We start from the raw sequence: 21,670 nt of genomic DNA on the forward strand, positions 1-21,670 counted from the left end.
GCAATTGGGGCCGTGGGACGCTGCACGCCGTCCCACGGGCTGCGTGGCGCGCCAGACAAGCGTAATGCTGGAGTGGAAGGCGCTGGCTCGGCACAAACCCGTGGGGCGGTTCTGTGACATGGGCTTTGCGCGGGGGGGGCGGGCCGCGATGAAGGCGCGGGTGGCAGGGCGGGGCTCCGCTGCCAGGCGCAAGTCCGCGCTGCCTGGAAGATCTGCCTGAACGCGCGGCCTGGCGCGTGTCCGAGGCCATGTGGGCCTTGCTGCCGCGCTCATCTGCACGTGCGCCCATCCATCACCACGGCGCTGGGCTTGCCTTGGCGACCCCGCGCTACGCGAATGATGGAGCGCAGGTCGAGACCATCGCCTCGAAACAACCCGCGTCCAACCAGCGCCGGCGCTGATAGATCACCTCCCAGGGCGGCGGGACCATGGGGCTGCATCCACCAGGGCGGTCCCGCGCGTCACAGCCAGCGCAGGGCATTGAAGACTTCCCGCAGATCGTGCTCTCGCTGGGGAGTGTGCCGGTCCATCAGGGGCAGATAGGGCGCCGCGAAGCTCCATTCTTCATCGCTGGCGTCCGTTGGGTACGGCTCGCGGGGCATCCGCAAACGCTACTCACGGCTTTGCTCTCACTGAGAAAAGTGCATGACACGCACTAGACGAGCTGCGCTGCCTGCAGTTCCTTCTTGAGGTACGCGTAGAACAGCGGCGCTGCCACCAGCCCGGCCGGGCCGAACACCGCCTCGGCCACGAACATCACCGCCAGCAGTTCCCACACACCCATGTGGGTGCGCTGGCCGACCACCTTGGCGTTGATGACGTATTCGGCCTTGTGGATCAGGATCAGGAACGCCAGGCAGGCGATGGCCGCGGCCGGCGACACCGACAGCCCCACGATGGTGATGACCGCGTTGCACAGCAGGTTGCCGACGATCGGCACCAGCCCCGCCAGGAAGGTGAGCGTGATCAGCGCGGGCGTATAGGGCAGCTGCAGGTCCCACAGCGGCAGCACGCCCAGCAGGAAGATCGCCGTCAGCAGCGTGTTGAACGCCGCGATCCAGAACTGCGCCGCCACGATCTGGCGGAAGGCCTCACCGAACCAGGTGATGCGCGCCGACAGCGCCTCGGCCAGCGGTCCGCGGGCCCCGTCCAGCGTGCGCACGGCGGCCAGGGCCCCGATCAGCAGGCCCACGTAGGCATGCAGCAGGCCGCTGAGCCACGCGCGGCCGGCCATGGCCAGCGCGCCCGCCTTGGCGCCCAGGTAGCCGGCGATGGTGCGCTGGATCTCCACCGCGCCCTCGGGCAGGTGCGAGGCGATGTCGGGCGGCAGCTTGAGGCGCAGCTCCAGCACGGTGCGGGCCAGAAAGTCGAGCAGTTCGCGGTACTGCTGCGGCGCCTCGACGATGTAGCTGCGCGAATGCGAGGCCGCCAGCACGATGAGCGACAGCGGCGCCAGCATGACCACGGCCGCCGCGATCACCTGGCCCGCCGTGGCGCCACTGCCGGACGGGCGGTGCACGCTGCGCCCCGGCGGCCAGGCGAGGCGCGGCGCCAGCCAGCGCGTGAGCAGAAACCCCAGGCAGGCGCACAGCAGGCCGGGCAGCAGACCCTGCCACATCACCAGCAGCAGGGCCGCAGCCATGAGCACGTAGCTGGCCGTGACCACGCCGCGGGGCCGGGCGGGGGGCGTGGCCAAGGCCTGGGAAGGGGCCGCCGCTGCGGTGCCCGCAGGCACGCCGGCACGGGCCGTGCCGGGTGCCGTGGGGGCCGCCCGCACGGGGCCGGCGGCAGAGGGCGGAACGTCGTGCGGTGCGAGCGGCTCCATCATGGGCGGCGGGGTGCGGCTGAGGGGGTCAGCCCACCACCACGGGCGCGCCGTCGCCGCGGTCGGCGATGGTGCCGATCGTGTAGACCGTCTCGCCCAGCGAGCGCAGCGTGGCGGCCGTGGCTTCGGCTTCGGACGCCGAGACCACCACCACCATGCCGATGCCGTTGTTGAAGGTGCGGTTCATCTCGATGTCGTCGATGCCGGCCGTCTTCTGCAGCCAGGCGAACAGCTCGGTCTGCGGCCAGCTGCCGGCTCTCAGGTGCGCGGCCAGGCCCTCAGGCAGCACGCGCGGAATGTTCTCCAGCAGGCCGCCGCCCGTGATGTGGGCCAGGGCCTTGATGCCGCCGGCCGATGCCGCATCCTGCGGCGCAGGGTGCTTGGCCAGCGCGGCCAGCACGTTCTTCACATACAGGCGCGTGGGTTCCATGACCGCTTGCTTGAACGGCTTGCCGTCCAGCGTGGCGGGGGCTGAATCGCCGGCCCGCTCGATGCACTTGCGCACCAGGCTGAATCCGTTGGAGTGCACGCCGGCCGAGGCCAGGCCCAGCACCACGTCGCCGGCCGCCACGGCCCTGCCGGTGAGGATCTTGGACTTTTCGACCGCGCCGACCGCAAAGCCGGCCAGGTCGTACTCGCCGGCGGGGTACATGCCCGGCATTTCGGCCGTCTCGCCGCCGATCAGGGCGCAGCCCGACAGCTCGCAGCCCCGGGCGATGCCGCCTACCACGGCCGCGGCCGTGTCCACGTCCAGCTTGCCGCAGGCGAAGTAGTCGAGGAAGAACAGCGGCTCGGCACCCTGCACCAGCACGTCGTTCACGCTCATGGCGACCAGGTCGATGCCCACGGTGTCGTGCATGTTCCATTCGAATGCCAGCTTGAGCTTGGTGCCCACGCCGTCCGTGCCGCTCACCAGCACCGGCTCCTGGTAGCGCTTGGGCACCTCGAACAGGGCGCCGAAACCGCCGATGCCGGCCAGCACGCCCTCGCGCATGGTCTTCTTGGCGAGCGGCTTGATGCGCTCGACCAGCGCGTCGCCGGCATCGATGTCGACGCCAGCGTCTTTGTAGGAGATGGGGGTGGAGGAGTCGGAGGAGCTCATGGAAGGGTTCGTGAGTGCTGGTGGGCCCGCGCGGCGGGCTGGAGCGGCGGATTTTAAAGGCCCCGCCCGCCTGGCCCGCCAATGCCCCCGCAGGGCCGGCGGATGGCGTGGCCGCGGGTGGCCCGTGGCGCCGTGGCCGGAGGGGTCGCCGCGGCAGACTAAAATTCGCGCCGGCGTGTCCCGCGCGCCCTGCCATCCGGCCCTTTGCCATTCCCACTTCCATGCCGCCTCGTCCCCCACTGCCGCCCTTCGTCCCGCACCGCGCCTGCCGCTGCGGCCCGGGTGCGCGGCGCGTGCGGGCCGCCGTGCCGGGGCGCGGCGCATGAAGCAGCTCGCGCTCGACATCGGCTTGGCCACCGGGCCCACGCTGTCCCGGTTCTTCGCTGGCACCAACGAGGCGGCCCTGCAGCACCTGCGGCTGGCCGTGGGCGACGGCGCCGTCGAGGTGCTGCGCTCGCCGGTGCCCACCTACCTCTGGGGCGAGTCGGGCAGCGGCAAGACCCACCTGCTGGAGGCCGTGCGCGAGGCCCTGCGCGAGCAGGGCGCCTCGGTCGGCTGGCTCGATGCCTCGGTGGCCGAGCCCACGGCGTTCGACGACCGCTGGTCCGCCGTGCTGCTGGACGAGGTGCACCTGTACAACACGGCCCAGCAGGCCGCCGCCTTCAACTGGTTCGTCAATGCCATCAGCCCCGCCGTGGGCGAGCCCCGCTGGGTGCTGGCCGCCGGCCAGACGCCGCCGGCCGACCTGCCGCTGCGCGACGACCTGCGCAGCCGCCTGGGCTGGGGCCACATCTTCCAGCTGCACCTGCTGGGCGAGGCCGAGCGCCGCGCCGTGCTGCGCCAGGAGGCCGACGCGCGCGGCATCTTCCTGGGCGACGATGTGATGGACTACATGCTCAAGCGCTTCTCGCGCGATCTGGGCAGCCTCATGCAGTTGCTGGACCAGTTGGACAGCTTCGCCCTGCGCACCCAGCGCGCCATCACCATTCCCCTGCTGCGGGCCATGCTGGAGTCCGAATAGCGGCGCACGCCGCCGGCTTTCCTCCCCTTCGCCCGCCCCTTTTCCCATACACCACACCGCATGAACCCTGAACCCCCGGCGCAACGCCCTCGGCTGGCCCTGTTCGACCTCGACCACACGCTGCTGCCGCTCGACTCCGACTACGAGTGGGGCGAGTTCACCATCCGCATCGGCTGGAACGACCCGGTCGAGTTCGGCCGCCGCAACGACGAGTTCTACGCCCATTACCAGGCCGGCACGCTGAACGTGCACGACTACGTGCGCTTTGCCATCGAGGCCGTGCGCCAGCGCGGGCCCGAGGCCGCCGCGGCGGCGCATGCGCAGTTCATGCGCGAGGTGATCGGGCCCGCCATCCATCCGCAGGCGCTGGAGTTGGTGCGCCAGCACCAGGCGGCGGGTGACCAGGTGGTCATCATCACGGCCACCAACGAGTTCGTGACCGGCCCCATCGCCCAGGCGCTGGGTGTGGACGAGCTGCTCTCCATGGGCCTTGCGCGCGACGCGCAGGGCTGGTACACCGGCGCCATCGAGGGCACGCCGACCATGCGCGAAGGCAAGGTGCGGCGCATGGAAGAATGGCTGGCGGCGCGCGGCCTGGCCTGGAGCGGCGTGGAGAGCACGTTCTACAGCGACTCCATGAACGATGTGCCGCTGCTCGAAACCGTCGATCACCCGGTGGCCACCAACCCCGACCCCCGCCTGCGGGCGCTCGCGCAGCAGCGTGGCTGGCGCATATTGGATCTCTTTCCCACCCAACCATGATCAAGAAGTTCATCGACAAACTGCTGGGCAAGGGCGCCCCCGGCGCCGGCCGCGGAAAGAACCGCTTCGGCAAGCGCGAGGAAGTGCCCGCCTCGGTGCACGGCATCAACCCCGAACTGGTGGACCGCCGCGCGGCCGACGTGGTGCGCACGCTCAAGGCGGCGGGCTACGAGGCCTACATCGTGGGCGGCGCCGTGCGCGACCTGCTGCTGGGCCTGCGGCCCAAGGACTTCGACGTGGCCACCAACGCCACGCCCGAGCAGGTCAAGGGCCTGTTCCGCCGCGCCTTCATCATCGGCAAGCGCTTTCGCATCGTGCACGTGGTGCACGGCCGCGGCCGTGAGCACGAGGTCATCGAGGTCTCCACCTTCCGCGCCTACCTGGACAACACCGCCATCGAGCAGCAGGTGAGCGGCAACGAAAAGACCAGCAAGCAGCAGCTGGTGGGCATGCAGCACGCCGTGGACGCCAGCGGCCGCGTGCTGCGCGACAACGTCTGGGGCCCGCAGGACGAAGACGCCACGCGGCGCGACTTCACCGTCAACGCGATGTACTACGACCCCGAAACGCAGGTCGTGGTGGACTACCACAAGGGCATCCAGGACGCGAAGAAAAAGCTGCTGCGCATGATCGGCGACCCGGCCACGCGCTACCGCGAAGACCCGGTGCGCATCATCCGGGCCGTGCGTTTCGCGGCCAAGCTCGCGGGCCTGGGCTTCACCATCGAGCCCAAGACGGCCGGCCCGCTGATCGAGTCGCAGGCGCTGCTGGCCGACGTGCCGCAAAGCCGCATGTTCGACGAAATGCTCAAGCTGCTGCAGACGGGCCACGCGCTGGCCACGATCGCGCAGCTCAAGAAGCTGGGCATGGCGACCGGCATCTACCCGCTGCTGGACGTGGTGGTCGAGCGCGCTGATTCCTCCTTCGTGAGCGCCGCCCTGGCCGACACCGACCGCCGCGTGGGCGAGGGCAAGCCCGTGGCGCCGAGCTTCCTGCTGGCCTGCGTGCTGTGGCAGGACGTGAAGACCGGCTGGGACCGGCGCATCGCGCAGCGCGAGCAGCCGTTTCCCGCGCTGCAGGACGCCATCGACGACGTGTTCGAGCGGCGCATCGGCGACGTGTCGGGCCGCGGCAAGCTGGCCGCCGACATGCGCGAGATCTGGGTCATGCAGCCGCGCTTCGACAAGCGCGTGGGCTCCACTCCCTACAGCATGGTGGCCCAGGCGCGCTTTCGTGCCGGCTTCGACTTCATGCGCCTGCGCGCCGATGTGGGCGAGGTCGAGGAGGCGCTGGCCGAATGGTGGCAGGAGTTCCAGCACGCCGACGACATGCGCCGCGACGACATGATCGACCAGGCCCGCGAAGAGCAGAAGTCCCGCCAGCGCAAGGCCCAGCCCGTCGTGCGCCGCGTGCCCCGGCCTGCGGCGGATGCGGACGGCGCTGCAGCCTCCCCTGGCGAGGCCCGCCCGGCCGCTGCCCCCTCCCGGGGCGATCAGGAAGGGCAGGACGGCCAGGACCATGAACACGATGGCGGCGAAGACCCGGCCGGCGACGGCCAGGCCGCCCCCAAGAAGCGCCGCCGGCGCCGCCGCAAGCCTTCGGGCGGTGGTGGCGGCGAGGGCGCTGCCCCCGCGGCCTCGTCCGGCCCTTCGGGCGATTGAACGGGGCAGGGCACGGCATGGCGGCGGTGTCCTTTCCGGCGGGCGGCCCAGGCACCCCGGTCTCCGCCTGGATCGGCCTGGGCGCCAACCTGGGCGATGCGCGGGCAGCGCTGCTCGGCGCGCTCGATGCCATGGCGCGGTGGCCCGGCAGCCGCCTGTTGCGGGTGTCGTCGCTGTACCGCAGCGCACCGGTGGATGCCGGTGGCCCGGACTACTGGAATGCCGTGGCCGAACTGGCCACCCCGCTGGCCGCCATTGACCTGCTGCATGCCCTGCAAGCCGTCGAGCAGGCGGCCGGCCGCGAGCGCCCCTACCGCAACGCGCCGCGCACGCTGGACCTGGACATGCTTTTGTACGGCGAAGAGCGCATCGACACCCCGGAACTCACCGTGCCCCACCCGCGCATGAGCGAGCGCGCCTTCGTGCTGCAGCCCCTGGCCGAGATCGCACCCGGGCGCGTCGAGCCCGCCCGCCTGGCCGCCGTGCAGTCGCAGCGCATCGAGCGGCTCGGGCCCTTCTGGCCCTGAGCGGCCCCCTCGCGCTCCGCAGGGAGCGCCGGCGGGTCGGTGTTCGCCGCTACTGCACTACTGTTCAGGCGGCCTCGCGCCCGCGCTGGTTCGACGAATACACATCGCCCTTCGGCAGGGCCTGGCCGGCCTGCACGGCCGCCAGCCAGTCCCGGGTGGTCGCCACCGCCGCGAAGTTGCTGTGGAACACCACGCTGAACACGCGGTGGATTTCCTCGGCGCTCACGCGGCCGGCCGCATTGGCATAGGGCAGGGCGCCGCTGGCATCGCTCAGGAACTCCACGGCCAAACCCCGGTGCGCGGCCTCGAACACCGTGCTGGCGTCGCAGTTGTGCGTCATGTAGCCCACCACGGTCAGCGTGTCGATGCCGCGGGCAGCCAGCCAGTCGGCCAGGTCGGTGTTCGCAAAGACGCTGGCGAGCTGCTTTTCGATGCGGTGGTCGGCAGGCCGGCGCGCCACTTCCGGATGCAGTTGCCAGCGGTCCGTGGCCTTGTCGAATACAGGCGCGCCCGTGGGCGCGGTGTGCTGCACCACCACCACCGGCACGCCGGCGGCCTGAGCGGCGTCCATGGCGCGGGCGATGTTGGGCAGTGTGTCGGCCACCGGCGGGTATTCGATGGGCAGGTTGCCGCCTGCGAAGTACTCGTTCTGCACGTCGATGACGACCAGGGCGCGGCGGGGAGGGGTGGGGGTGGAGGGCATTCTCGAAGTCCTTTCGAAGGGGGGGTTGCCTGAAGCGGCGGAAGGGTCGGAGGTGATTGTTCGCTTTCCGCGCCACCGCTGAAAGTGGCTGGATCGACACCGATCGATAGAATCGGGCCATCATGCGCACCATCTCCCAGCCCGCGCCCGACACCGTGGCCGTCGTGGCCTTCGACGGCATCAGCCCCTTTCATCTTTCGGTGCCCTGCCTGGTGTTCGGCGAGGACCGCACGGCGCAAGGCGCACCGCGCTACCGGCTGCGCGTGTGCGGCGTGGCGCCCGGCCCGATGCGCACGTCCGCCGGGTTCGGCATCGACGTGGCGCACAGCCTTGCGGTGCTGCGGCGCGCGCAGATCGTCGTGGTGCCGTCCTGGCACGAGAACCTGGCTCCCGCGCCTCCCGAACTGCTCGCGGCGCTGCGGGCCGCGCACCGCCGGGGCGCGCGCATCGTGGGCCTGTGCCTGGGGGCGTTCGTGCTGGCCGAGGCGGGGCTGCTCGACGGCCGCGCCGCCACGACCCACTGGGCGCTGGCGCAGGCGTTCGCGCAGCGTTACCCGCAGGTGGCGCTTCGGCCCGAGGTGCTGTATGTGGAAGATGGCACGGTGCTGACCTCGGCCGGCACCGCCGCGGGCATCGACTGCTGCCTGCACCTGCTGCGCCAGCAGCACGGTGCCGAGGCCGCCAACTGCGCCGCACGCCGCATGGTGGTGGCCCCGCACCGGCAGGGCGGCCAGGCGCAGTACATCCAGCAGCCGGTGGCGCCCTCGGTGCGGGGGGATCGGCTTGCGCCACTGCTGCAGTGGCTGGGCGAACACCTGCACGAGGCGCACACGCTGGAGGCGCTGGCCGAGCGTGCCGTGATGAGCCCGCGCACCTTCACGCGACGCTTTCGCCTGTCCACTGGGACCACGGTGGGGCAATGGCTGCAGAACCAGCGCATCGCGCTGGCGCAGCGCCTGCTGGAAGGGGGCGACCAGTCGATCGATGCCGTGGCCGTGGCGTCGGGCTTCGGCTCCGCCGTCTCGCTGCGGCAGCACTTCTCGGCGGCGGTGGGCATTGCGCCCTCGGCCTACCGGCGGCAGTTCCGCGCTGCCGCCTGAAACGAGTTGCTATTGAAAATATAGCTGCCAGCGCACGATGGGTATGCGCCGGCAACCGTTTCGATCCGAGGGTGGCTGCGGGCCCTGGCCTGGTCAGTCGACCTTCGCGCCGGAAGCCTTCACCACCTGCTGGTACTTGGCACGCTCCGACGCCATGAAGGCATCGAACTGCTCGGGCGTGGTGCCCACGGGCTCGGCCATGAGGGCCGCGAAGCGCGTCTTGGTCTCCGGCGCATTGAGCGCGGCGACGAAGGCCTTGTTCAGCTTGGCGATGACGGGCTTGGGCGTGCCGGCCGGTGCGACCAGGCCCCACCACGTCTCGATCGCAAAGCCCTTGAACGTGGCCGACAGCGGGGGCACGCCCGGCAGCATGGCGCTGGCCTGCGGCGAGGTCACTGCGAGCGCCTTGAGCTTGCCCGAGCGGATGTTGGGCGCGGCGGCGGCCAGGTTGTCGATGTTGAAATCCACTTCGCCGGCCAGCAGCGCCAGTTGCGCGGGACTGGCACCGCGGTAGGGAATGTGCAGGGCGTAGATGCCGGCGCGTTGCTTGAACATTTCACCCGCCAGGTGGCCTGCGCTGCCGTTGCCGCCGCTGCCGTAGTTCAGCTTGGCGGGGTTGGCCTTGGCGTAGGCGATCAAATCGGCCACGGTGTTGATCTTGAGTTCCGCCGCCTTGGCCGCATTGATGACGAGCACGTTGGGCACGCTCACCATCTGTGTGATGCCGGCGAAGTCCTTGGCCGCGTCGTAGGGCATGCGGCTGTAGAGCCAGGGGTTGACGGCATGTGTCGCCGTGGCGGCCAGGCCGATGGTGAGGCCATCGGGCGCGGCCTTGGCGACGGCATCGGCGCCGATGTTGCCGCCCGCGCCCGCCTTGTTGTCGATGATCACCGTGCCCAGCGTGTCGCGCACCCGCTCGGCCAGCGCGCGAGACGTGACGTCCAGCGGCCCCCCGGGTGCGTAGGGCACGATCAGCCGGATCGGCGCATCCTGCGCGTAGCCCAGCGGGGATGCAAACGCCGTGGCGAGGGCGGCGGCCGAGAGAAGGAGGTTTCTGCGATTCATGCTGCCATTGTGCAAAAAATTGAAAGGGGGTCCGGCGGTGCGAGGTCGCAGCGCCGTCCTACAGGGCCCGCGAGGGGGCATTTCTATAAACGTCGAAGCCGTTTCCCAGTTTGCACCCCATCACGCGCCGCCGCACCGGCGGAAAAAGGACATTCCATGCCGCAGGCCGCCCCGCACGACACCGTGACCGCATCGCGCTATGCCGAGTGCATTCGTGCCTGCAGCGAATGTGCCGATGCCTGCGACTACTGCGCAGCCGCGTGCCTTCGCGAGCCCGAGCCCCGCTGCATGGTGCAGTGCATCGCCCTGGACATGGACTGCGCCGCGCTTTGCCGTGTGGCCGCCGCCGCCATGGCCCGCGAAAGCGCCCACGCGCCGGAGATCTGCGCCCTGTGCGCCCGACTGTGCGACAGCTGCGCCAACGAATGCGCCCGGCACGGCATGGCCCATTGCCAAGCCTGCGCCGAAGCTTGCCGCCGGTGTGCGGAGGCCTGCCGTGCGCTGTCGCGCTGAAGCCCATCCACCAAAGCCGGCGGATGGCTATTACCGGTTGTTACTTCTGAGATACCGTGTGGAAGTGACCGCTTAAGGTTCGGGGCGTTGAATGGCATCTCGGACCCCGCACCAAGGAGCCACCATGTCCATCCGCCTCATCACCCTTGCCGCCGCTTCGGTGGCCGCCAGCCTGCTCACCGGCTGCGTCGTGGCCCCGGTCGGCCCGGGCTACTACGCAGGGTCCGGCTATTACGGCGGGCCGGGCTACTACCAGACCGAATCCGTGTACGTGGCGCCGCCGCCTGTGGTGGTGGCGCCGACCATCGGGTTCTTCGGCGTCTATGGCCGGGGCGGCTATGGGCGCGGCTATTACGGCCGGCCGGGCTGGCGCCGCTAAAGGCCGCGCAACGGGAGCGCGCTCCTTGCCGCAAGCTGGCGCCCGGACCGCGTCAGCCTGAGGTGGCTCCAGAGGGTTGGGCGGAAGGTTCGCTCGCCCCGTGCTTGTCGGCCTCGGATGTGAAGGCGTCTGCATAGAACTCATCAGGGGGGAGCTGGCGTTCCGCGCTGTACACCACCCGTGCCGTGTCGACCACGATGGGGGCGCCGCAGGCATAGACCTGATGGCCCGACAGGTCGGCATGGTCGTCCATCACGGCCTGGTGCACGAAGCCCGTGCGGCCCGCCCAGGCGTCTTCCGGCAAGGCATGGGACACCACGGGCACATAGGCCAGCTGGGGCATCGTGGCCATGCGCTCTCGCACCCAGCCATCCATGTACAGATCGCCGGGACGGCGGCCGCCCCAGTACAGCGTGACCGGGCGCTCGATGCGCTTGGCCTGAATGTGTTCGAGCAGCGCCTTGATCGGGGCGAAGCCCGTGCCCGAGGCCAGCAGGATGATGGGCTTGGGGCTGTCCTCGCGCAGGAAGAAGCTGCCGAAGGGGCCTTCCACACGCAGGATTTCCTTTTCCTTCATCGCGCCGAACACGTGGTCGGTGAAGCGCCCGCCCGCCATGTGGCGGATGTGCAGTTCCAGCCCCGGCGCGTCGGCCTGGGTGTGGGGCGCGTTGGCCATGGAGTACGCGCGGCGCGCACCGTCGCGCAGGATGAATTCGATGTACTGGCCGGCGTGGTAGCGGAACGTGTCCGCCGCGGGCAACTGCAGGCGCACCTGCATGAGGTCGTGCGACACCCGCGTGAGCGTGGACACGCGCACCGGCAGCTTCTTGATGGGGTAGGCGCTTTCATCGGTCACCTGGCGCGATTCGAGCACCACGTCGGTCAGCGGCTGGGCGCAGCAGGTGAGCACAAAGCCCGCGTCGGCCTCGGCCGCGCTCAGGGCCTTGGACTGGTGTTCGCCATGGGCCACGGAGCCGCTGAGCTTCTTGCACTTGCACGAGCCGCAGGCCCCATCCTTGCAGCCGTAGGGAAGGCCCACGCCGCTGCGGATGGCCGCGGCCAGAATGGATTCGCCGGGCTGTGCGGCAAAGGCCCGGCCGCTGGGCTGTACGGTGATCTGGTGGGCGGCTGCGGCCGTCTCTGCGGGGGTCATGGAGTGGGTATCCTTGGAGGTTCTTCTCGCCAAACGGATCCGATTTTGCCCTCAAACCAAAGCCCCCTCGGTGCCCTGCCGGCGCGCTTTCGCCGCCAACGCGTGCTCATCATCGGCTGTGGCGACGTGGGGCTGCGGGCGGCCCGGGTGCTGGGTGCATCGGCCGGCGGGCCCCGGCCCCGGGTGCTGGCCCTGACTTCCAGTCCTGAACGCAGGGCGCCACTGCGCGCCGCCGGCATCACCCCCCTGCTAGGCAACCTGGACGATGCGCCCAGCCTGCGCCGCCTGTCCGGCCTGGCAACCCGCGTCCTGCACCTGGCGCCCCCGCCGGGCGATGCGGTGCCGGGTGCTGCCAAAGGGTATGACGGCCGCACGGTCGCCCTGGCGCGGGTGCTGCGCCTGCGCACCTTGCCGCACGCGCTGGTGTACGGCTCGACCAGCGGGGTGTATGGCGATTGCGGCGGCGTGTGGGTGACCGAGGCGCGCCCGGTCGCGCCCGCCACGCCCCGCGCGCAACGCCGGGTGAATGCCGAGCGCGCCGTGCGCCACCTGGGCCGCAGCACCGTGCGCGCCAGCATCCTGCGCATTCCCGGTATCTATGCGCCCGACCGCGAAGGCGGCACGCCCGAAGCCCGCCTGCGCCGTGGCACCCCGGTGCTGCTGCCCGAGGACGACGTCTACACCAACCACATCCATGCCGACGACCTGGCCCGCGCCTGCGTGGCGGCCCTGTGGCGCGGCCAGCCGCAGCGCGTGTACCACGTGAGCGATGCGAGCGACCTGAAGATGGGCGACTACTTCGATCTGGCCGCAGACCTGTACGGGTTGCCGCGCCCGCCGCGCATCGCGCGCAGCGATGCGAAGGCGCAGTTGCCCGCGCCGCAACTGAGCTTCATGGGCGAGTCGCGCCGGCTGGATGCCACGCGGCTGCGCAAGGAACTGCGCGTGGTGCTGCGCTACCCGACCGTGGCCCAGGGCCTGCGCGCGACCTGACACGCCCACCCGCACGCATCAGCGCGGGTGGACGTTTCCTTGCTGGTCGTAGCAGCGGAACACGTTGCAGTGCGAAATCGGCGCGGAGGGCACCGGGAGCGCCGGCTGGACCACCACCGGGCGCCGGGGCGGCAGCACCACGACGGCGGGGGGCGTGTAGTAGTCGCCACTGCCGCCGCTGTAATTGCGTGACCGTTCGACTTCCGCATAGCCCTGCGGGCCGAGGCAGTCGAGGTCCATCTGGCGCTGTGCGGCCGTCAGGCGGGCCTGGCCGTCGTAATTGCCCCCGCCCGATTCGCTGGCCACCCGGTCGAGGTTGCGGCGCGAGCGGGCGCATTCGGGCGAGCGGGACGGATCGGCCGGGGCCCGGGCGGCGGCGCGCTCGCGTTCCTGGCGTGCCTCCTGCTGGGCTTCCTGGCGCTCGATCTGCTGGCGCTGCTGCTTGAGCTGCAACGCCTGCAGGGCCTGGGCCCGCTCCTCCTCGATTTCCTCGCGGCTCTTGCGGGCCTCGACCTCGCGTGCGGCCGTGCCTTTGTCGCAGGCTCCGTCGGTGTAGGTGACCTTGCCGGAGGCGGGGTCGGTGCAGCGCATCACCTGGGCATGGGTGGCCAAGGGGGCCGCAGCGCACGCCGCCACCGCCAGCGCGGCGCCGAGGCGCCATGCGGCAGAGCGAGGGGCTAGGAAGACAGGGCGCTGGATCATGGCCGTTTCCTGTGGGCGATCGGTCAGTTCAGGTCGGTGGAGCCGGGCGGTCAAGGCCGGTTCTGGGGATTTTGCTCCAGGCGCCAACCCGGTGCCGGCCGCTGGTCTTGCGCGCCCGGCGGGCGGCGGTCCTCACCGCGCTGGCGGTCGGCCTGTTCGCGGCGCTGCCGGTCCAGCTCGGCGCGCTGGCGGTCCATCTCGGCGCGGCGCCGGTCGGCATCCGCACGCTGGCCGTCCCGGTCCCTGTCGCGGCGGCGGTCGGCGTCGCGCGCTTCCCGGGCCTCGCGGTCCCGGCGGTCGCGCCAGGCGCGCTCGCGGTCTTCGCGCATCTGCCGTTCACGCCAGTCGTCCCGGCGATCGTCACGGCGGTCCCAGCCATACGCCGGCACGGGCGTGGGTACATAGACGGGGTAGGCGGGCCGGCTGTAGCCATAGGCCGGCTGTTCGTACACGGTGATCGACGTCGAGCCATTGGCCGGGTAGGGATAGGACGGCGTTGCCGGATAGTTGGCGGACGGATAGGCGGGCTCGTAGTAGGGGTCGCCGGGCACCGCGCAGCCCGTGGCCAGCACGGCCAGGGTGCCGGCGGCAAGGATTCGGAGGGCGGGGTGGAACATGGAAAGGCCTCGCTGGCTGGTGGCCGCGCTGCAGGGAGCGTCTGGCGGCCGATGGGTGACGGCGGCGGTCAGGCGACACGCCGCGCCCGTGTGTGACGCGCTGATGACCATTTTGGTTGACCTTGCGCGGGCGCCATTGTCAGGCTTTGCCCCGTCTTCACACAGAGGGCGGATCGACGATCTGGCCGGCGAATGGATCTGGGCCGCGCCGCCGGCCGTGTGCCATGCGCAGCCCGTTCTACACTGTGCAGCTTTGCCTTCGGACGACCTTGGTGCGGCCGAAGGCCCCATCTGGCCGACATGACCGAAGATTCAGAACTTACCCCCGTGCAGGAACCCCGCCTGTGGAGCGACGAGCGCTGGACTGCGCGCGTCGTCAAGAACGAAGACGACGATGGCTGGGCCGTCGAGATGACGCTGCGGGGAGAGTCCGAGCCCGCGCTGGTCGGCCCCTGGACCATGGGGCGCGACAAGAAGAATCCCAAACCGCTGGATGTCTCGGCCTTCCACACGCTGGTCAAGACCGCGTCGGAGGTGCTGCGCCGCCACGAGCAGCAACTGCATGCCCAGTTGAACAAGAGCGTCACGGTCACCGTGCGGGACCAGCGCGTGCGCGTGTCGCTGGCGATCGAGCCGGACGATGAACACCCGACCGCGACGCTGAGCGCGCATTCGGCGCTGGACGACGAACTGCTCGCCCGCGTGGGCGTGTCGCCCGGCTTCGTGCTCACCAGCGCCAGCGCAGCGGCCTGGGTGGAGAACGGCTACCCGAGGCCGCGCTGAGCGGCGGCGAGGCCGCCGTGGCCCCAGCGCCGCCGTGTTGGCTGGCAGGATTTACTTGGGCAGCACGCGGCGCATGGTCTCGGCCAGGTCTTCCGCGACGAACTTCGCCACGTAGCCGTCGGCCCCCACGCTGCGCACATGGTCCTCGTTGGCCGAGCCCGACAGCGAGGAGTGGATGACCACCGGAATCTTGTTCAGGCGCGCATCCTGCTTGATGTTGCGGGTGAGCGTGAAGCCGTCCATCTCGGGCATTTCCAGATCGGTCAGCACCAGCGCGACGCGATCGGCGGCGGTCTTGCCCTCGGCCTCGGCGGCGCGGGCGATGGCGTTCAGCCGGTCCCAGGCCTCCTTGCCCGACTTGGTCATTTCGTAAGGCGCGTGCAGGGCCTGCAGTTCCTTCTCGATGAGCGAGCGGGCCACGAACGAATCGTCGGCGGCCAGGATCATGGTGCCGGGCTTGAGCTTCAGGCGCGGGCCGACCTTCTCGGGATCGACCTTGTGCTCGTCGGAAGGCGAGACCATCTGCAGGATGGCCTCCACGTCCAACACCTGCGCGAGGCGGGAGCCATCGGTGTTGCCATCCAGCCGGGCGATGCTGGTCACCAGCTGGCCGCCGGTGCCGCTGGCTTCGGCGGAAAGCACCTGCTTCCAATCCAGGCGCACGATGTCTTCCACCGATTCCACGGCGAAGGCTTGCGTGGTGCGCGCGTATTCGGTCACCAGCATGATGTTCAGGCCGGTCTGCGGCTTGCAGCCGACGATGGAGGGCAGGTCGAGCACCGGGATGATCTGGCCGCGCAGATTGACCACGCCCAGCGAATGCGGCGTGGCGCCGGCGATGGGCGTGATGCTGGGCATCGCCACGATCTCGCGGATCTTGAAGACGTTGATGCCGAACAGCTCGGATTTGCCCAGGTTGTCGTCAATGCCCAACCGAAAGAGCAGCAACTCGAATTTATTGGTTCCGGTGAGGTTGGTCCGCTCGTCAATTTCCTGCTGCACTGCCTTCATCGCTGCCCCCTTCGCATTGGATACGCGTGTTTACAAATTTTAGAGCGGGATGGGAAAGGCCCGGTCCTAATATTTTCCCTTGTTGCGCCCGCGCTCCGATTGGCAGGAGCGCAGTGCAATCTTCTTGCCAGCGAGAGCGGCAATGGGTATCAGGCGGGGAATTCCAATCCCAGGAGTCATCCCGGGCCTGCCGCTCACGCGGCCTTCAAGGTTCCCCCCGGCCAGGATTCGGGATCGCCGTGGGGGCGCAAGCGGAAGACCGCCACGGCCTGCACCAGTTGCTGCGCCTGCAGCTTCAGGCTGTCCGCCGCCGCGGCGCTTTGTTCCACCAGCGCGACGTTCTGCTGGGTGGCCTGATCCATCTGCATGACGGCCTCGCCCACCTGGGACACGCCGGCGCTTTGTTCGCTGCTGGCGGCGCTGATCTCGGCCACGATGTCGGTGACGCGCCGGATCGAGGCGACCACCTCGCCCATCGTGGTGCCTGCCTGGTCGGCCAGCACCGATCCCTGCTGCATGCGCATGACGCTGGCATGGATCAGGGTCTTGATTTCCTTGGCGGCCTCGGCGCTGCGCTGGGCCAATTGGCGCACCTCGCTGGCCACGACCGCGAAGCCGCGCCCTTGTTCGCCGGCCCGCGCCGCTTCCACGGCGGCGTTCAATGCCAGGATGTTCGTCTGGAAGGCGATGCCGTCGATGACACCCACGATGTCGGCGATCTTGCGGCTGCTGTCGTTGATGCCGCGCATGGTGCTCACCACCTCCGACACCACATCGCCGCCCTTGGAGGCCACGGTCGATGCGTTCAGGGCCAACTGGTTGGCCTGCCGGGCGTTTTCCGCGTTGGCCTGCACGGTGGAGCTGAGTTCCTCCATGGAGGCCGAGGTTTCTTCCAGCGCACTGGCCTGCCGTTCGGTGCGGGCCGAAAGGTCGTTGTTGCCTCGCGCGATCTCGCCGCTGGCGCTCGCCACGCTGTCGGCGTTGTCGCGCACTTTGCCCACCACCTGAGACAGGCTGGTCTGCATCGCATGGAGTGCGTTCAGCAACTGGGCGATTTCATCCTGCCCGCGGGCGTGGGTGGCCTGGGTCAGGTCGCCGGAGGCCACGGCTTCCGAAATGCGCACCGCATTGCCCAGCGGTTGCGTGACGGTGCGGCTGAACAGCACCGCGCCGAAAACGCTGGCCCCGCACACGACCAGCATCACGGTCAGGCTGATCCAGTTGGCCTGGCGCGCTGCCGTCGCAGCCTCCAGGGACACGGCCGCGCTGGCTTTGCTGATCAGGTCGCCGGTCTGCTCCAGCAGTTGCGCCGGCTCCCGGTCCATGCCCTGCACGGCTTGATCGCCTGCGGCCGGGTCACGGCCCGATGCCTTGAATGTTTCGAACCCTTTGCGGTAGGCCACTCCCATGCGTTCGTGTGCGATCAGGAACTGGCCCACCCGCTCACGCGCATCGCCTGCGGCCAAATCGTCCATCAGCTTGCGCGCCTGGGCTTGCACGGCCCCTTCGCTTTTCGCGAAGGCGGCCCAATAGCGCGACAGTTGCGCATCGTCCTTGCCCCGCAGCAGCGTGTTCTTCCATTCCTGTACCTGCACCCGGAAGTCGCCCAGCACGTCGGCGGCCATCCGCTCTTGCTGGGTATGGGTGGCGACCGTGGTCTGGTACGTGGTCAGGGCCGAGTTCAACCGGCCAAGGCCGAACAGCGCAGCGGCGAAAAGCAGCAAGAGGGCGAATGTAAAGACGAGCGGGAGTTTTCGGCTGAGCTTCATCGGAAGATCCCTGAGGGAGTGGGAGGGCGCCCCTTCGTGAGGAGCGTCCCGGACTGTCGGATGGATGAAGTGTATTGAAATATCATTTCTATCATAAAAATCATTTTTAACTTTCCATGCAGCGGATCGCGCCATGAAAAAAGCCTTGCGCGAAGGCAAGGCTTTTCTCGGGCGGGGCCGATGCCATCGGCCTGGGACGGGTTAAACCACGTTCGCCGCGCGAAGCAGCGCAATGCGTTCGGCGTCCAGCCCCAGCCCCGCCAGCACCTCGTCGGTGTGCTGCCCCAGGGCCGGCGGCGCCCGGTGCAGCACCGGCGGCGTGGCTGACAGGCGCAGGGGGCTGGCCACCCCGGCGATTCGGTCGATGCCGTCGCCGGGCTCGCCCTGTGGCCACCGGGCTTGCTCCACGCGCAGGCCCCGGGCCTGCACCTGCGGGTCGTCGAACGCCTCGGCCAGCGTGTTGACCGGGCCGCAGGGGACGGCCTTGTCCTGCAGCAAGGTGATCCAGTCGGCCGTGGTGCGGGTGCGGGTGACCTCCTGCAGGGCGGGGACCAGCTCGGCCCGGTGCCTGACCCGCAGCGGGTTGGTGGCGAACCGGGCGTCCTGCGCCCATTCCGGCCGGCCGGCGGCGGCGCAGAACCGCGCGAACTGCCCGTCGTTGCCGATGGCCAGCAGCATGGCGCCGTCGGCGGTGGGAAAGTCTTGGTAGGGCACGAGGCTGGGGTGCGTATTGCCCTGGCGGGTCGGCGCCTGCCCGGTGGCCAGGAAGCCCGAGGCCTGGTTGGCGAGCACGGCCATGCCCACGTCCAGCAGCGCCATGTCGATGTGCTGGCCTTCGCCGGTGCGCTCGCGCACGTGCAGCGCGGCCAGGATGGCGTTGCTCGCGTACAGCCCGGTGAACAGGTCGATCACGGCCACCCCCACGCGCAGCGGGCCGGCGCCCGGCTCGCCGTCGGCCCGGCCGGTGATGCTCATCAGGCCCGTCATGGCCTGGATCATGAGGTCGTAGCCGGCGCGCTCGGCATAGGGCCCGTCTTGCCCGAAGCCGGTCACCGAACAGTAGATGAGCCGCGGGTTGGCCGCGCGCAGGCTGGCGTGGTCCAGTCCGTACTGGCGCAGGCCGCCGACCTTGAAGTTCTCCACCACCACGTCGGCCTGCTGCGCCATCTGGCGGATCAGCGCCTGCCCCTCGGGCGTGGCCATGTCGATGGTGACCGAGCGCTTGTTGCGGTTGCAGGCCGTGAAGTAGGCGGCCTGCGCCGTGTCGTTGCCCGCATCGTCCTTCAGGAACGGCGGGCCCCAGTGGCGCGTGTCGTCACCTACGCCGGGGCGCTCCACCTTGACCACGTCCGCCCCCAGATCGGCCAGCACCTGGGTGCACCAGGGGCCGGCGAGCACGCGGGACAGGTCGAGCACGCGGATGCCGGCGAGGGCACCCGCCGGGGCTTGGGGGGTCGTGGTCATGCAGAAATCACTTTGCTATTAAAAAAGTAGCAATATGCCCTAGTACTGATTGCGCTGGAGGCCTGAAAGGCCATGAACTGCCCGTCAGCGCCCGCCCTGGCGGTCCAGGCGGGGGCGCGTGGGTCGGTCCGCCGGTTCAGTTGGCAAAGGCCGCGATGCCGGTCTGGGCCCGGCCCAGGATCAGCGCGTGCACATCGTGCGTGCCTTCGTAGGTGTTGACCACCTCCAGGTTCACCAGGTGGCGCGCTACGCCGAACTCGTCGCTGATGCCGTTGCCGCCCATCATGTCGCGCGCCATGCGGGCGATGTCCAGCGCCTTGCCGCAGCTGTTGCGCTTGATGATGGAGGTGGCCTCGACCGAGGCGGTGCCGTCGTCCTTCATGCGGCCCAGGCGCAGGCAGGCCTGCAGGCCGATGGCGATCTCGGTCTGCATGTCGGCCAGCTTCTTCTGGATGAGCTGGTTGGCCGCCAGGGGCCTGCCGAACTGCTTGCGGTCCAGCGTGTACTGGCGCGCGGTGTGCCAGCAGAATTCCGCCGCGCCCAGGGCGCCCCAGGCGATGCCGTAGCGGGCGCTGTTCAGACAGGTGAAGGGGCCTTTGAGGCCCTGCACTTCAGGGAAGGCGTTTTCCTCGGGCACGAACACTTCGTCCATCACGATCTCGCCGGTGATGCTGGCACGCAGGCCCACCTTGCCGTGGATGGCCGGGGCGCTCAGGCCCTTCATGCCCTTTTCGAGCACGAACCCGCGGATCGGGCCGACCGCGCCGGCCTCGGACACTTCCTTGGCCCAGACCACGAACACATCGGCGATGGGGCTGTTGGTGATCCACATCTTGGCGCCCGACAGCGAATAGCCGCCCGGTACCTTCTTGGCGCGCGATGCCATGCTGCCCGGGTCGGAGCCGTGGTCGGGCTCGGTCAGGCCGAAGCAGCCGATCCACTCGCCGCTGGCCAGCTTGGGCAGGTACTTCTGTTTTTGTGCCTCGGTGCCGAACTCGTGGATCGGCACCATCACGAGGGAGCTTTGCACGCTGGCCATCGAGCGGTAGCCCGAGTCCACGCGCTCGACCTCGCGGGCGATGAGGCCGTAGGCCACGTAGTTCAGGCCGGGGCCGCCGTACTGCTCGGGAATGGTGGGGCCCAGCAGGCCCACTTCGCCCATCTCGCGGAAGATGGCGATGTCGGTCTTTTCATGGCGGAACTGCTCCAGCACGCGCGGGGCGAGCTTGTCCTGGCAGAAGGCGGCGGCGGCGTCGCGAATCATGCGCTCGTCGTCGGTCAGTTGCTGGTCGAGCAGGAACGGGTCGCTCCATTGGAAGGCGGCGTGGGCCATGGGGGGGGTCTCCGGGGAAGGTGGGTTCGGATCGGCTCCGGTGTGCGAAAAGCGCATGGGTGGCCGGGTTGGTGCGATGGTAGGCGCATGGATCGTGCGGTGCAAGCGAGGATGCTGCATCCAGACATGCGATCAATTCATATCTGAATAGCCGGTCGGGTGCGGGTTTCGGCACAATCGCGCCATGCGCCGAACCTTGCCCTCCACCCAGTCCCTGGCCTGCTTCGAGGCTGCGGCCCGCCATGAAAGCTACACCCGCGCGGCCCAGGAACTGGCGCTCACCCAGGGCGCCGTGTCGCGGCAGATCATGGCGCTGGAGGATTTCCTGGGCGTGGCGCTGTTTCGCCGCACGCGGCACGGCGTGGCACTCACCCCGGCGGGCACCCATTACGCGCGGCAGGTGGGCCGCTGGCTGCAGGGGCTGGAGCGCGACACGCTGGACGTGATGGCGCACCAGGGGCAGGGCGGGTCGATCGCGCTGGCCGCCGTGCCCACCTTCGCCACGCGCTGGCTGATCCCGCGCCTGCCCCTGCTGGCCCAGGCGCATCCGGACATCGTCGTGCACATCGAGACGCGCACGCGGCCCTTCCTGTTCGCCGACACCGGATTCGACGCCGCGCTGTATGCCGGCACGCCCGAGCAGGTCAGCAACTGGCCGGGCACGCAGGCCCTGCGGCTCTTGCAGGAAGACGTGGTGCCCGTGTGCAGCCCGCGCCTGTTGCCCGGCGGGCAGCCGCTCGAACCCCAGGCGCTGGCGAGCCTGCCGCTGCTGCAGCAGACCACGCGCCCCTACGGATGGCGGCAATGGTTCGAGGCCATGGACGTGCAGGCGCCGCGCGCGCTCGACGGGCCGCGCTACGAGTTGTTCTCCATGCTGGCCGTGGCCGCTTCGCACGGGCTGGGCGTGGCGCTCATGCCTCCGCTGCTGATCGAGGCCGAGCGGGCCCGGGGTGAACTGGTGCTGGCCTGCGAGCGGCCCCTGCGCGGCGAACGCGCCTACTACCTCATCACCCCGGCGCAGCCGCAGCCCCCCGTGCTGGCCGCCTTCGCCGATTGGTTGCAGGACATGGCCGCGAGTTGAGCCCCTGGGTGCCTTCCGTGCCGCCGGCCGATTGCGTGCGGGTGGCGGCGCGGCTACCCTTTGGGTCAGCTGCAGCTCAAGCGCAAGGCCATGGGCCCGAGGACTG

Annotated in this window: 21 protein-coding genes and 1 pseudogene; 10 read left to right on the forward strand and 12 right to left on the reverse strand. The window is 69.9% G+C overall.

The features are described from left to right. Positions 1-278 precede the first annotated feature (278 nt). From R1Z03_RS13870 to purM, 3 genes and pseudogenes are all read right to left on the reverse strand, one after another. Positions 279-602, reverse strand: a pseudogene (locus R1Z03_RS13870) (transposase); the annotation flags it as partial. 53 nt (positions 603-655) lie between these two features. Next, on the reverse strand, positions 656-1,642 hold the full coding sequence (locus tag R1Z03_RS13875; RefSeq protein ID WP_372588278.1) for an AI-2E family transporter: 987 nt from the start codon (positions 1,640-1,642) through the stop codon (positions 656-658). A gap of 211 nt (positions 1,643-1,853) precedes the next feature. Then, positions 1,854-2,927: a phosphoribosylformylglycinamidine cyclo-ligase gene (gene purM, locus R1Z03_RS13880; RefSeq protein ID WP_317351825.1), complete on the reverse strand. Its 1,074-nt coding sequence runs from the start codon at positions 2,925-2,927 to the stop codon at positions 1,854-1,856. A gap of 322 nt (positions 2,928-3,249) precedes the next feature. On the opposite strand from purM, the gene hda reads away from it, so the two are divergent. From hda to folK, 4 genes are read left to right on the forward strand one after another with little or no spacing between them, the layout of a single operon-like run. Beyond that, positions 3,250-3,948: a DnaA regulatory inactivator Hda gene (hda, locus tag R1Z03_RS13885; RefSeq protein ID WP_272548576.1), complete on the forward strand. Its 699-nt coding sequence runs from the start codon at positions 3,250-3,252 to the stop codon at positions 3,946-3,948. A gap of 60 nt (positions 3,949-4,008) precedes the next feature. Then, the gene (locus R1Z03_RS13890) at positions 4,009-4,710 is read left to right on the forward strand and encodes an HAD family phosphatase (RefSeq protein WP_272564467.1); all 702 of its coding nucleotides are present in this window, start codon (positions 4,009-4,011) and stop codon (positions 4,708-4,710) included. Beyond that, positions 4,707-6,371 (forward strand): polynucleotide adenylyltransferase PcnB, encoded by a 1,665-nt coding sequence (pcnB, locus tag R1Z03_RS13895; RefSeq protein WP_317351830.1) that lies wholly within the window; start codon positions 4,707-4,709, stop codon positions 6,369-6,371. The genes R1Z03_RS13890 and pcnB overlap by 4 nt, the downstream gene beginning before the upstream one ends. 17 nt (positions 6,372-6,388) lie before the next feature. After that, the gene (gene folK / locus R1Z03_RS13900; protein WP_317351833.1) at positions 6,389-6,898 is read left to right on the forward strand and encodes a 2-amino-4-hydroxy-6-hydroxymethyldihydropteridine diphosphokinase; all 510 of its coding nucleotides are present in this window, start codon (positions 6,389-6,391) and stop codon (positions 6,896-6,898) included. Positions 6,899-6,962: 64 nt separating this feature from the next. Here the strand turns inward: folK and R1Z03_RS13905 are convergent, their stop codons facing one another. After that, on the reverse strand, positions 6,963-7,601 hold the full coding sequence (locus R1Z03_RS13905) for a cysteine hydrolase family protein (RefSeq protein ID WP_317351836.1): 639 nt from the start codon (positions 7,599-7,601) through the stop codon (positions 6,963-6,965). 122 nt (positions 7,602-7,723) lie between these two features. On the opposite strand from R1Z03_RS13905, the gene R1Z03_RS13910 reads away from it, so the two are divergent. Continuing rightward, a complete protein-coding gene (locus R1Z03_RS13910) occupies positions 7,724-8,701 on the forward strand; it encodes a helix-turn-helix domain-containing protein (RefSeq protein ID WP_317351839.1) in 978 nt (325 codons plus the stop codon). Between the two features lie 93 nt (positions 8,702-8,794). On the opposite strand, the gene R1Z03_RS13915 is transcribed toward R1Z03_RS13910, so the two are convergent. Next, entirely contained in the window at positions 8,795-9,766 is a 972-nt protein-coding gene (locus R1Z03_RS13915) for a tripartite tricarboxylate transporter substrate binding protein (protein ID WP_272564462.1), read from the reverse strand. 156 nt (positions 9,767-9,922) lie between these two features. Between R1Z03_RS13915 and R1Z03_RS13920 the strand changes: the two genes are divergently transcribed. Both R1Z03_RS13920 and R1Z03_RS13925 read left to right on the forward strand, forming a co-directional pair. Further along, complete coding sequence (locus tag R1Z03_RS13920) at positions 9,923-10,279, forward strand: four-helix bundle copper-binding protein (RefSeq protein WP_317351843.1); 357 nt, start codon at positions 9,923-9,925, stop codon at positions 10,277-10,279. A 124-nt stretch (positions 10,280-10,403) separates the two neighbouring features. Next, complete coding sequence (locus R1Z03_RS13925; protein ID WP_317351846.1) at positions 10,404-10,658, forward strand: hypothetical protein; 255 nt, start codon at positions 10,404-10,406, stop codon at positions 10,656-10,658. A 52-nt stretch (positions 10,659-10,710) separates the two neighbouring features. Here the strand turns inward: R1Z03_RS13925 and R1Z03_RS13930 are convergent, their stop codons facing one another. Continuing rightward, entirely contained in the window at positions 10,711-11,811 is a 1,101-nt protein-coding gene (locus R1Z03_RS13930) for a CDP-6-deoxy-delta-3,4-glucoseen reductase (RefSeq protein WP_317351849.1), read from the reverse strand. 45 nt (positions 11,812-11,856) lie between these two features. Here R1Z03_RS13930 and R1Z03_RS13935 point away from each other — a divergent pair, with 45 nt between their 5' ends. Beyond that, on the forward strand, positions 11,857-12,804 hold the full coding sequence (locus R1Z03_RS13935; RefSeq protein ID WP_317351853.1) for an NAD-dependent epimerase/dehydratase family protein: 948 nt from the start codon (positions 11,857-11,859) through the stop codon (positions 12,802-12,804). Positions 12,805-12,822: 18 nt separating this feature from the next. Here R1Z03_RS13935 and R1Z03_RS13940 read toward each other — a convergent pair whose 3' ends face one another. Both R1Z03_RS13940 and R1Z03_RS13945 read right to left on the reverse strand, forming a co-directional pair. Further along, positions 12,823-13,506, reverse strand: a complete 684-nt coding sequence (locus R1Z03_RS13940; RefSeq protein ID WP_317351856.1) for a DUF4124 domain-containing protein — start codon at positions 13,504-13,506, stop codon at positions 12,823-12,825. A 50-nt stretch (positions 13,507-13,556) separates the two neighbouring features. Then, positions 13,557-14,123: a hypothetical protein gene (locus R1Z03_RS13945; RefSeq protein ID WP_284428990.1), complete on the reverse strand. Its 567-nt coding sequence runs from the start codon at positions 14,121-14,123 to the stop codon at positions 13,557-13,559. Between the two features lie 300 nt (positions 14,124-14,423). On the opposite strand from R1Z03_RS13945, the gene R1Z03_RS13950 reads away from it, so the two are divergent. After that, positions 14,424-14,906, forward strand: a complete 483-nt coding sequence (locus R1Z03_RS13950) for a hypothetical protein (protein ID WP_317351863.1) — start codon at positions 14,424-14,426, stop codon at positions 14,904-14,906. A gap of 51 nt (positions 14,907-14,957) precedes the next feature. Here R1Z03_RS13950 and R1Z03_RS13955 read toward each other — a convergent pair whose 3' ends face one another. The 4 genes from R1Z03_RS13955 to R1Z03_RS13970 form a co-directional block, all read right to left on the reverse strand. Then, positions 14,958-15,917, reverse strand: coding sequence for a chemotaxis protein (locus tag R1Z03_RS13955; protein ID WP_284428988.1), 960 nt, complete (start codon positions 15,915-15,917; stop codon positions 14,958-14,960). A gap of 194 nt (positions 15,918-16,111) precedes the next feature. Then, complete coding sequence (locus R1Z03_RS13960; protein ID WP_317351865.1) at positions 16,112-17,686, reverse strand: methyl-accepting chemotaxis protein; 1,575 nt, start codon at positions 17,684-17,686, stop codon at positions 16,112-16,114. A gap of 201 nt (positions 17,687-17,887) precedes the next feature. Continuing rightward, entirely contained in the window at positions 17,888-19,150 is a 1,263-nt protein-coding gene (locus R1Z03_RS13965) for a CaiB/BaiF CoA-transferase family protein (RefSeq protein ID WP_284426016.1), read from the reverse strand. 136 nt (positions 19,151-19,286) lie between these two features. After that, positions 19,287-20,483: an acyl-CoA dehydrogenase gene (locus R1Z03_RS13970; RefSeq protein WP_317351870.1), complete on the reverse strand. Its 1,197-nt coding sequence runs from the start codon at positions 20,481-20,483 to the stop codon at positions 19,287-19,289. Positions 20,484-20,667: 184 nt separating this feature from the next. On the opposite strand from R1Z03_RS13970, the gene R1Z03_RS13975 reads away from it, so the two are divergent. Next, positions 20,668-21,564, forward strand: coding sequence for a LysR substrate-binding domain-containing protein (locus tag R1Z03_RS13975; protein WP_284405899.1), 897 nt, complete (start codon positions 20,668-20,670; stop codon positions 21,562-21,564). Positions 21,565-21,670: the final 106 nt, after the last annotated feature.

The organism is Acidovorax sp. BLS4 (assembly GCF_032929295.1).
GTDB lineage: Bacteria > Pseudomonadota > Gammaproteobacteria > Burkholderiales > Burkholderiaceae_C > Paracidovorax.

What these genes read in the sequence shown, in the direction of transcription:
- R1Z03_RS13875 (WP_372588278.1), bottom strand. Translation starts at nt 1,642, where the DNA reads ATGGCTGCGGCCCTGCTGCTGGTGATGTGGCAGGGTCTGCTGCCCGGC.
- purM (WP_317351825.1), bottom strand. Translation starts at nt 2,927, where the DNA reads ATGAGCTCCTCCGACTCCTCCACCCCCATCTCCTACAAAGACGCTGGC.
- hda (WP_272548576.1), top strand. Translation starts at nt 3,250, where the DNA reads ATGAAGCAGCTCGCGCTCGACATCGGCTTGGCCACCGGGCCCACGCTG.
- R1Z03_RS13890 (WP_272564467.1), top strand. Translation starts at nt 4,009, where the DNA reads ATGAACCCTGAACCCCCGGCGCAACGCCCTCGGCTGGCCCTGTTCGAC.
- pcnB (WP_317351830.1), top strand. Translation starts at nt 4,707, where the DNA reads ATGATCAAGAAGTTCATCGACAAACTGCTGGGCAAGGGCGCCCCCGGC.
- folK (WP_317351833.1), top strand. Translation starts at nt 6,389, where the DNA reads ATGGCGGCGGTGTCCTTTCCGGCGGGCGGCCCAGGCACCCCGGTCTCC.
- R1Z03_RS13905 (WP_317351836.1), bottom strand. Translation starts at nt 7,601, where the DNA reads ATGCCCTCCACCCCCACCCCTCCCCGCCGCGCCCTGGTCGTCATCGAC.
- R1Z03_RS13910 (WP_317351839.1), top strand. Translation starts at nt 7,724, where the DNA reads ATGCGCACCATCTCCCAGCCCGCGCCCGACACCGTGGCCGTCGTGGCC.
- R1Z03_RS13915 (WP_272564462.1), bottom strand. Translation starts at nt 9,766, where the DNA reads ATGAATCGCAGAAACCTCCTTCTCTCGGCCGCCGCCCTCGCCACGGCG.
- R1Z03_RS13920 (WP_317351843.1), top strand. Translation starts at nt 9,923, where the DNA reads ATGCCGCAGGCCGCCCCGCACGACACCGTGACCGCATCGCGCTATGCC.
- R1Z03_RS13925 (WP_317351846.1), top strand. Translation starts at nt 10,404, where the DNA reads ATGTCCATCCGCCTCATCACCCTTGCCGCCGCTTCGGTGGCCGCCAGC.
- R1Z03_RS13930 (WP_317351849.1), bottom strand. Translation starts at nt 11,811, where the DNA reads ATGACCCCCGCAGAGACGGCCGCAGCCGCCCACCAGATCACCGTACAG.
- R1Z03_RS13940 (WP_317351856.1), bottom strand. Translation starts at nt 13,506, where the DNA reads ATGATCCAGCGCCCTGTCTTCCTAGCCCCTCGCTCTGCCGCATGGCGC.
- R1Z03_RS13945 (WP_284428990.1), bottom strand. Translation starts at nt 14,123, where the DNA reads ATGTTCCACCCCGCCCTCCGAATCCTTGCCGCCGGCACCCTGGCCGTG.
- R1Z03_RS13950 (WP_317351863.1), top strand. Translation starts at nt 14,424, where the DNA reads ATGACCGAAGATTCAGAACTTACCCCCGTGCAGGAACCCCGCCTGTGG.
- R1Z03_RS13955 (WP_284428988.1), bottom strand. Translation starts at nt 15,917, where the DNA reads ATGAAGGCAGTGCAGCAGGAAATTGACGAGCGGACCAACCTCACCGGA.
- R1Z03_RS13960 (WP_317351865.1), bottom strand. Translation starts at nt 17,686, where the DNA reads ATGAAGCTCAGCCGAAAACTCCCGCTCGTCTTTACATTCGCCCTCTTG.
- R1Z03_RS13965 (WP_284426016.1), bottom strand. Translation starts at nt 19,150, where the DNA reads ATGACCACGACCCCCCAAGCCCCGGCGGGTGCCCTCGCCGGCATCCGC.
- R1Z03_RS13970 (WP_317351870.1), bottom strand. Translation starts at nt 20,483, where the DNA reads ATGGCCCACGCCGCCTTCCAATGGAGCGACCCGTTCCTGCTCGACCAG.
- R1Z03_RS13975 (WP_284405899.1), top strand. Translation starts at nt 20,668, where the DNA reads ATGCGCCGAACCTTGCCCTCCACCCAGTCCCTGGCCTGCTTCGAGGCT.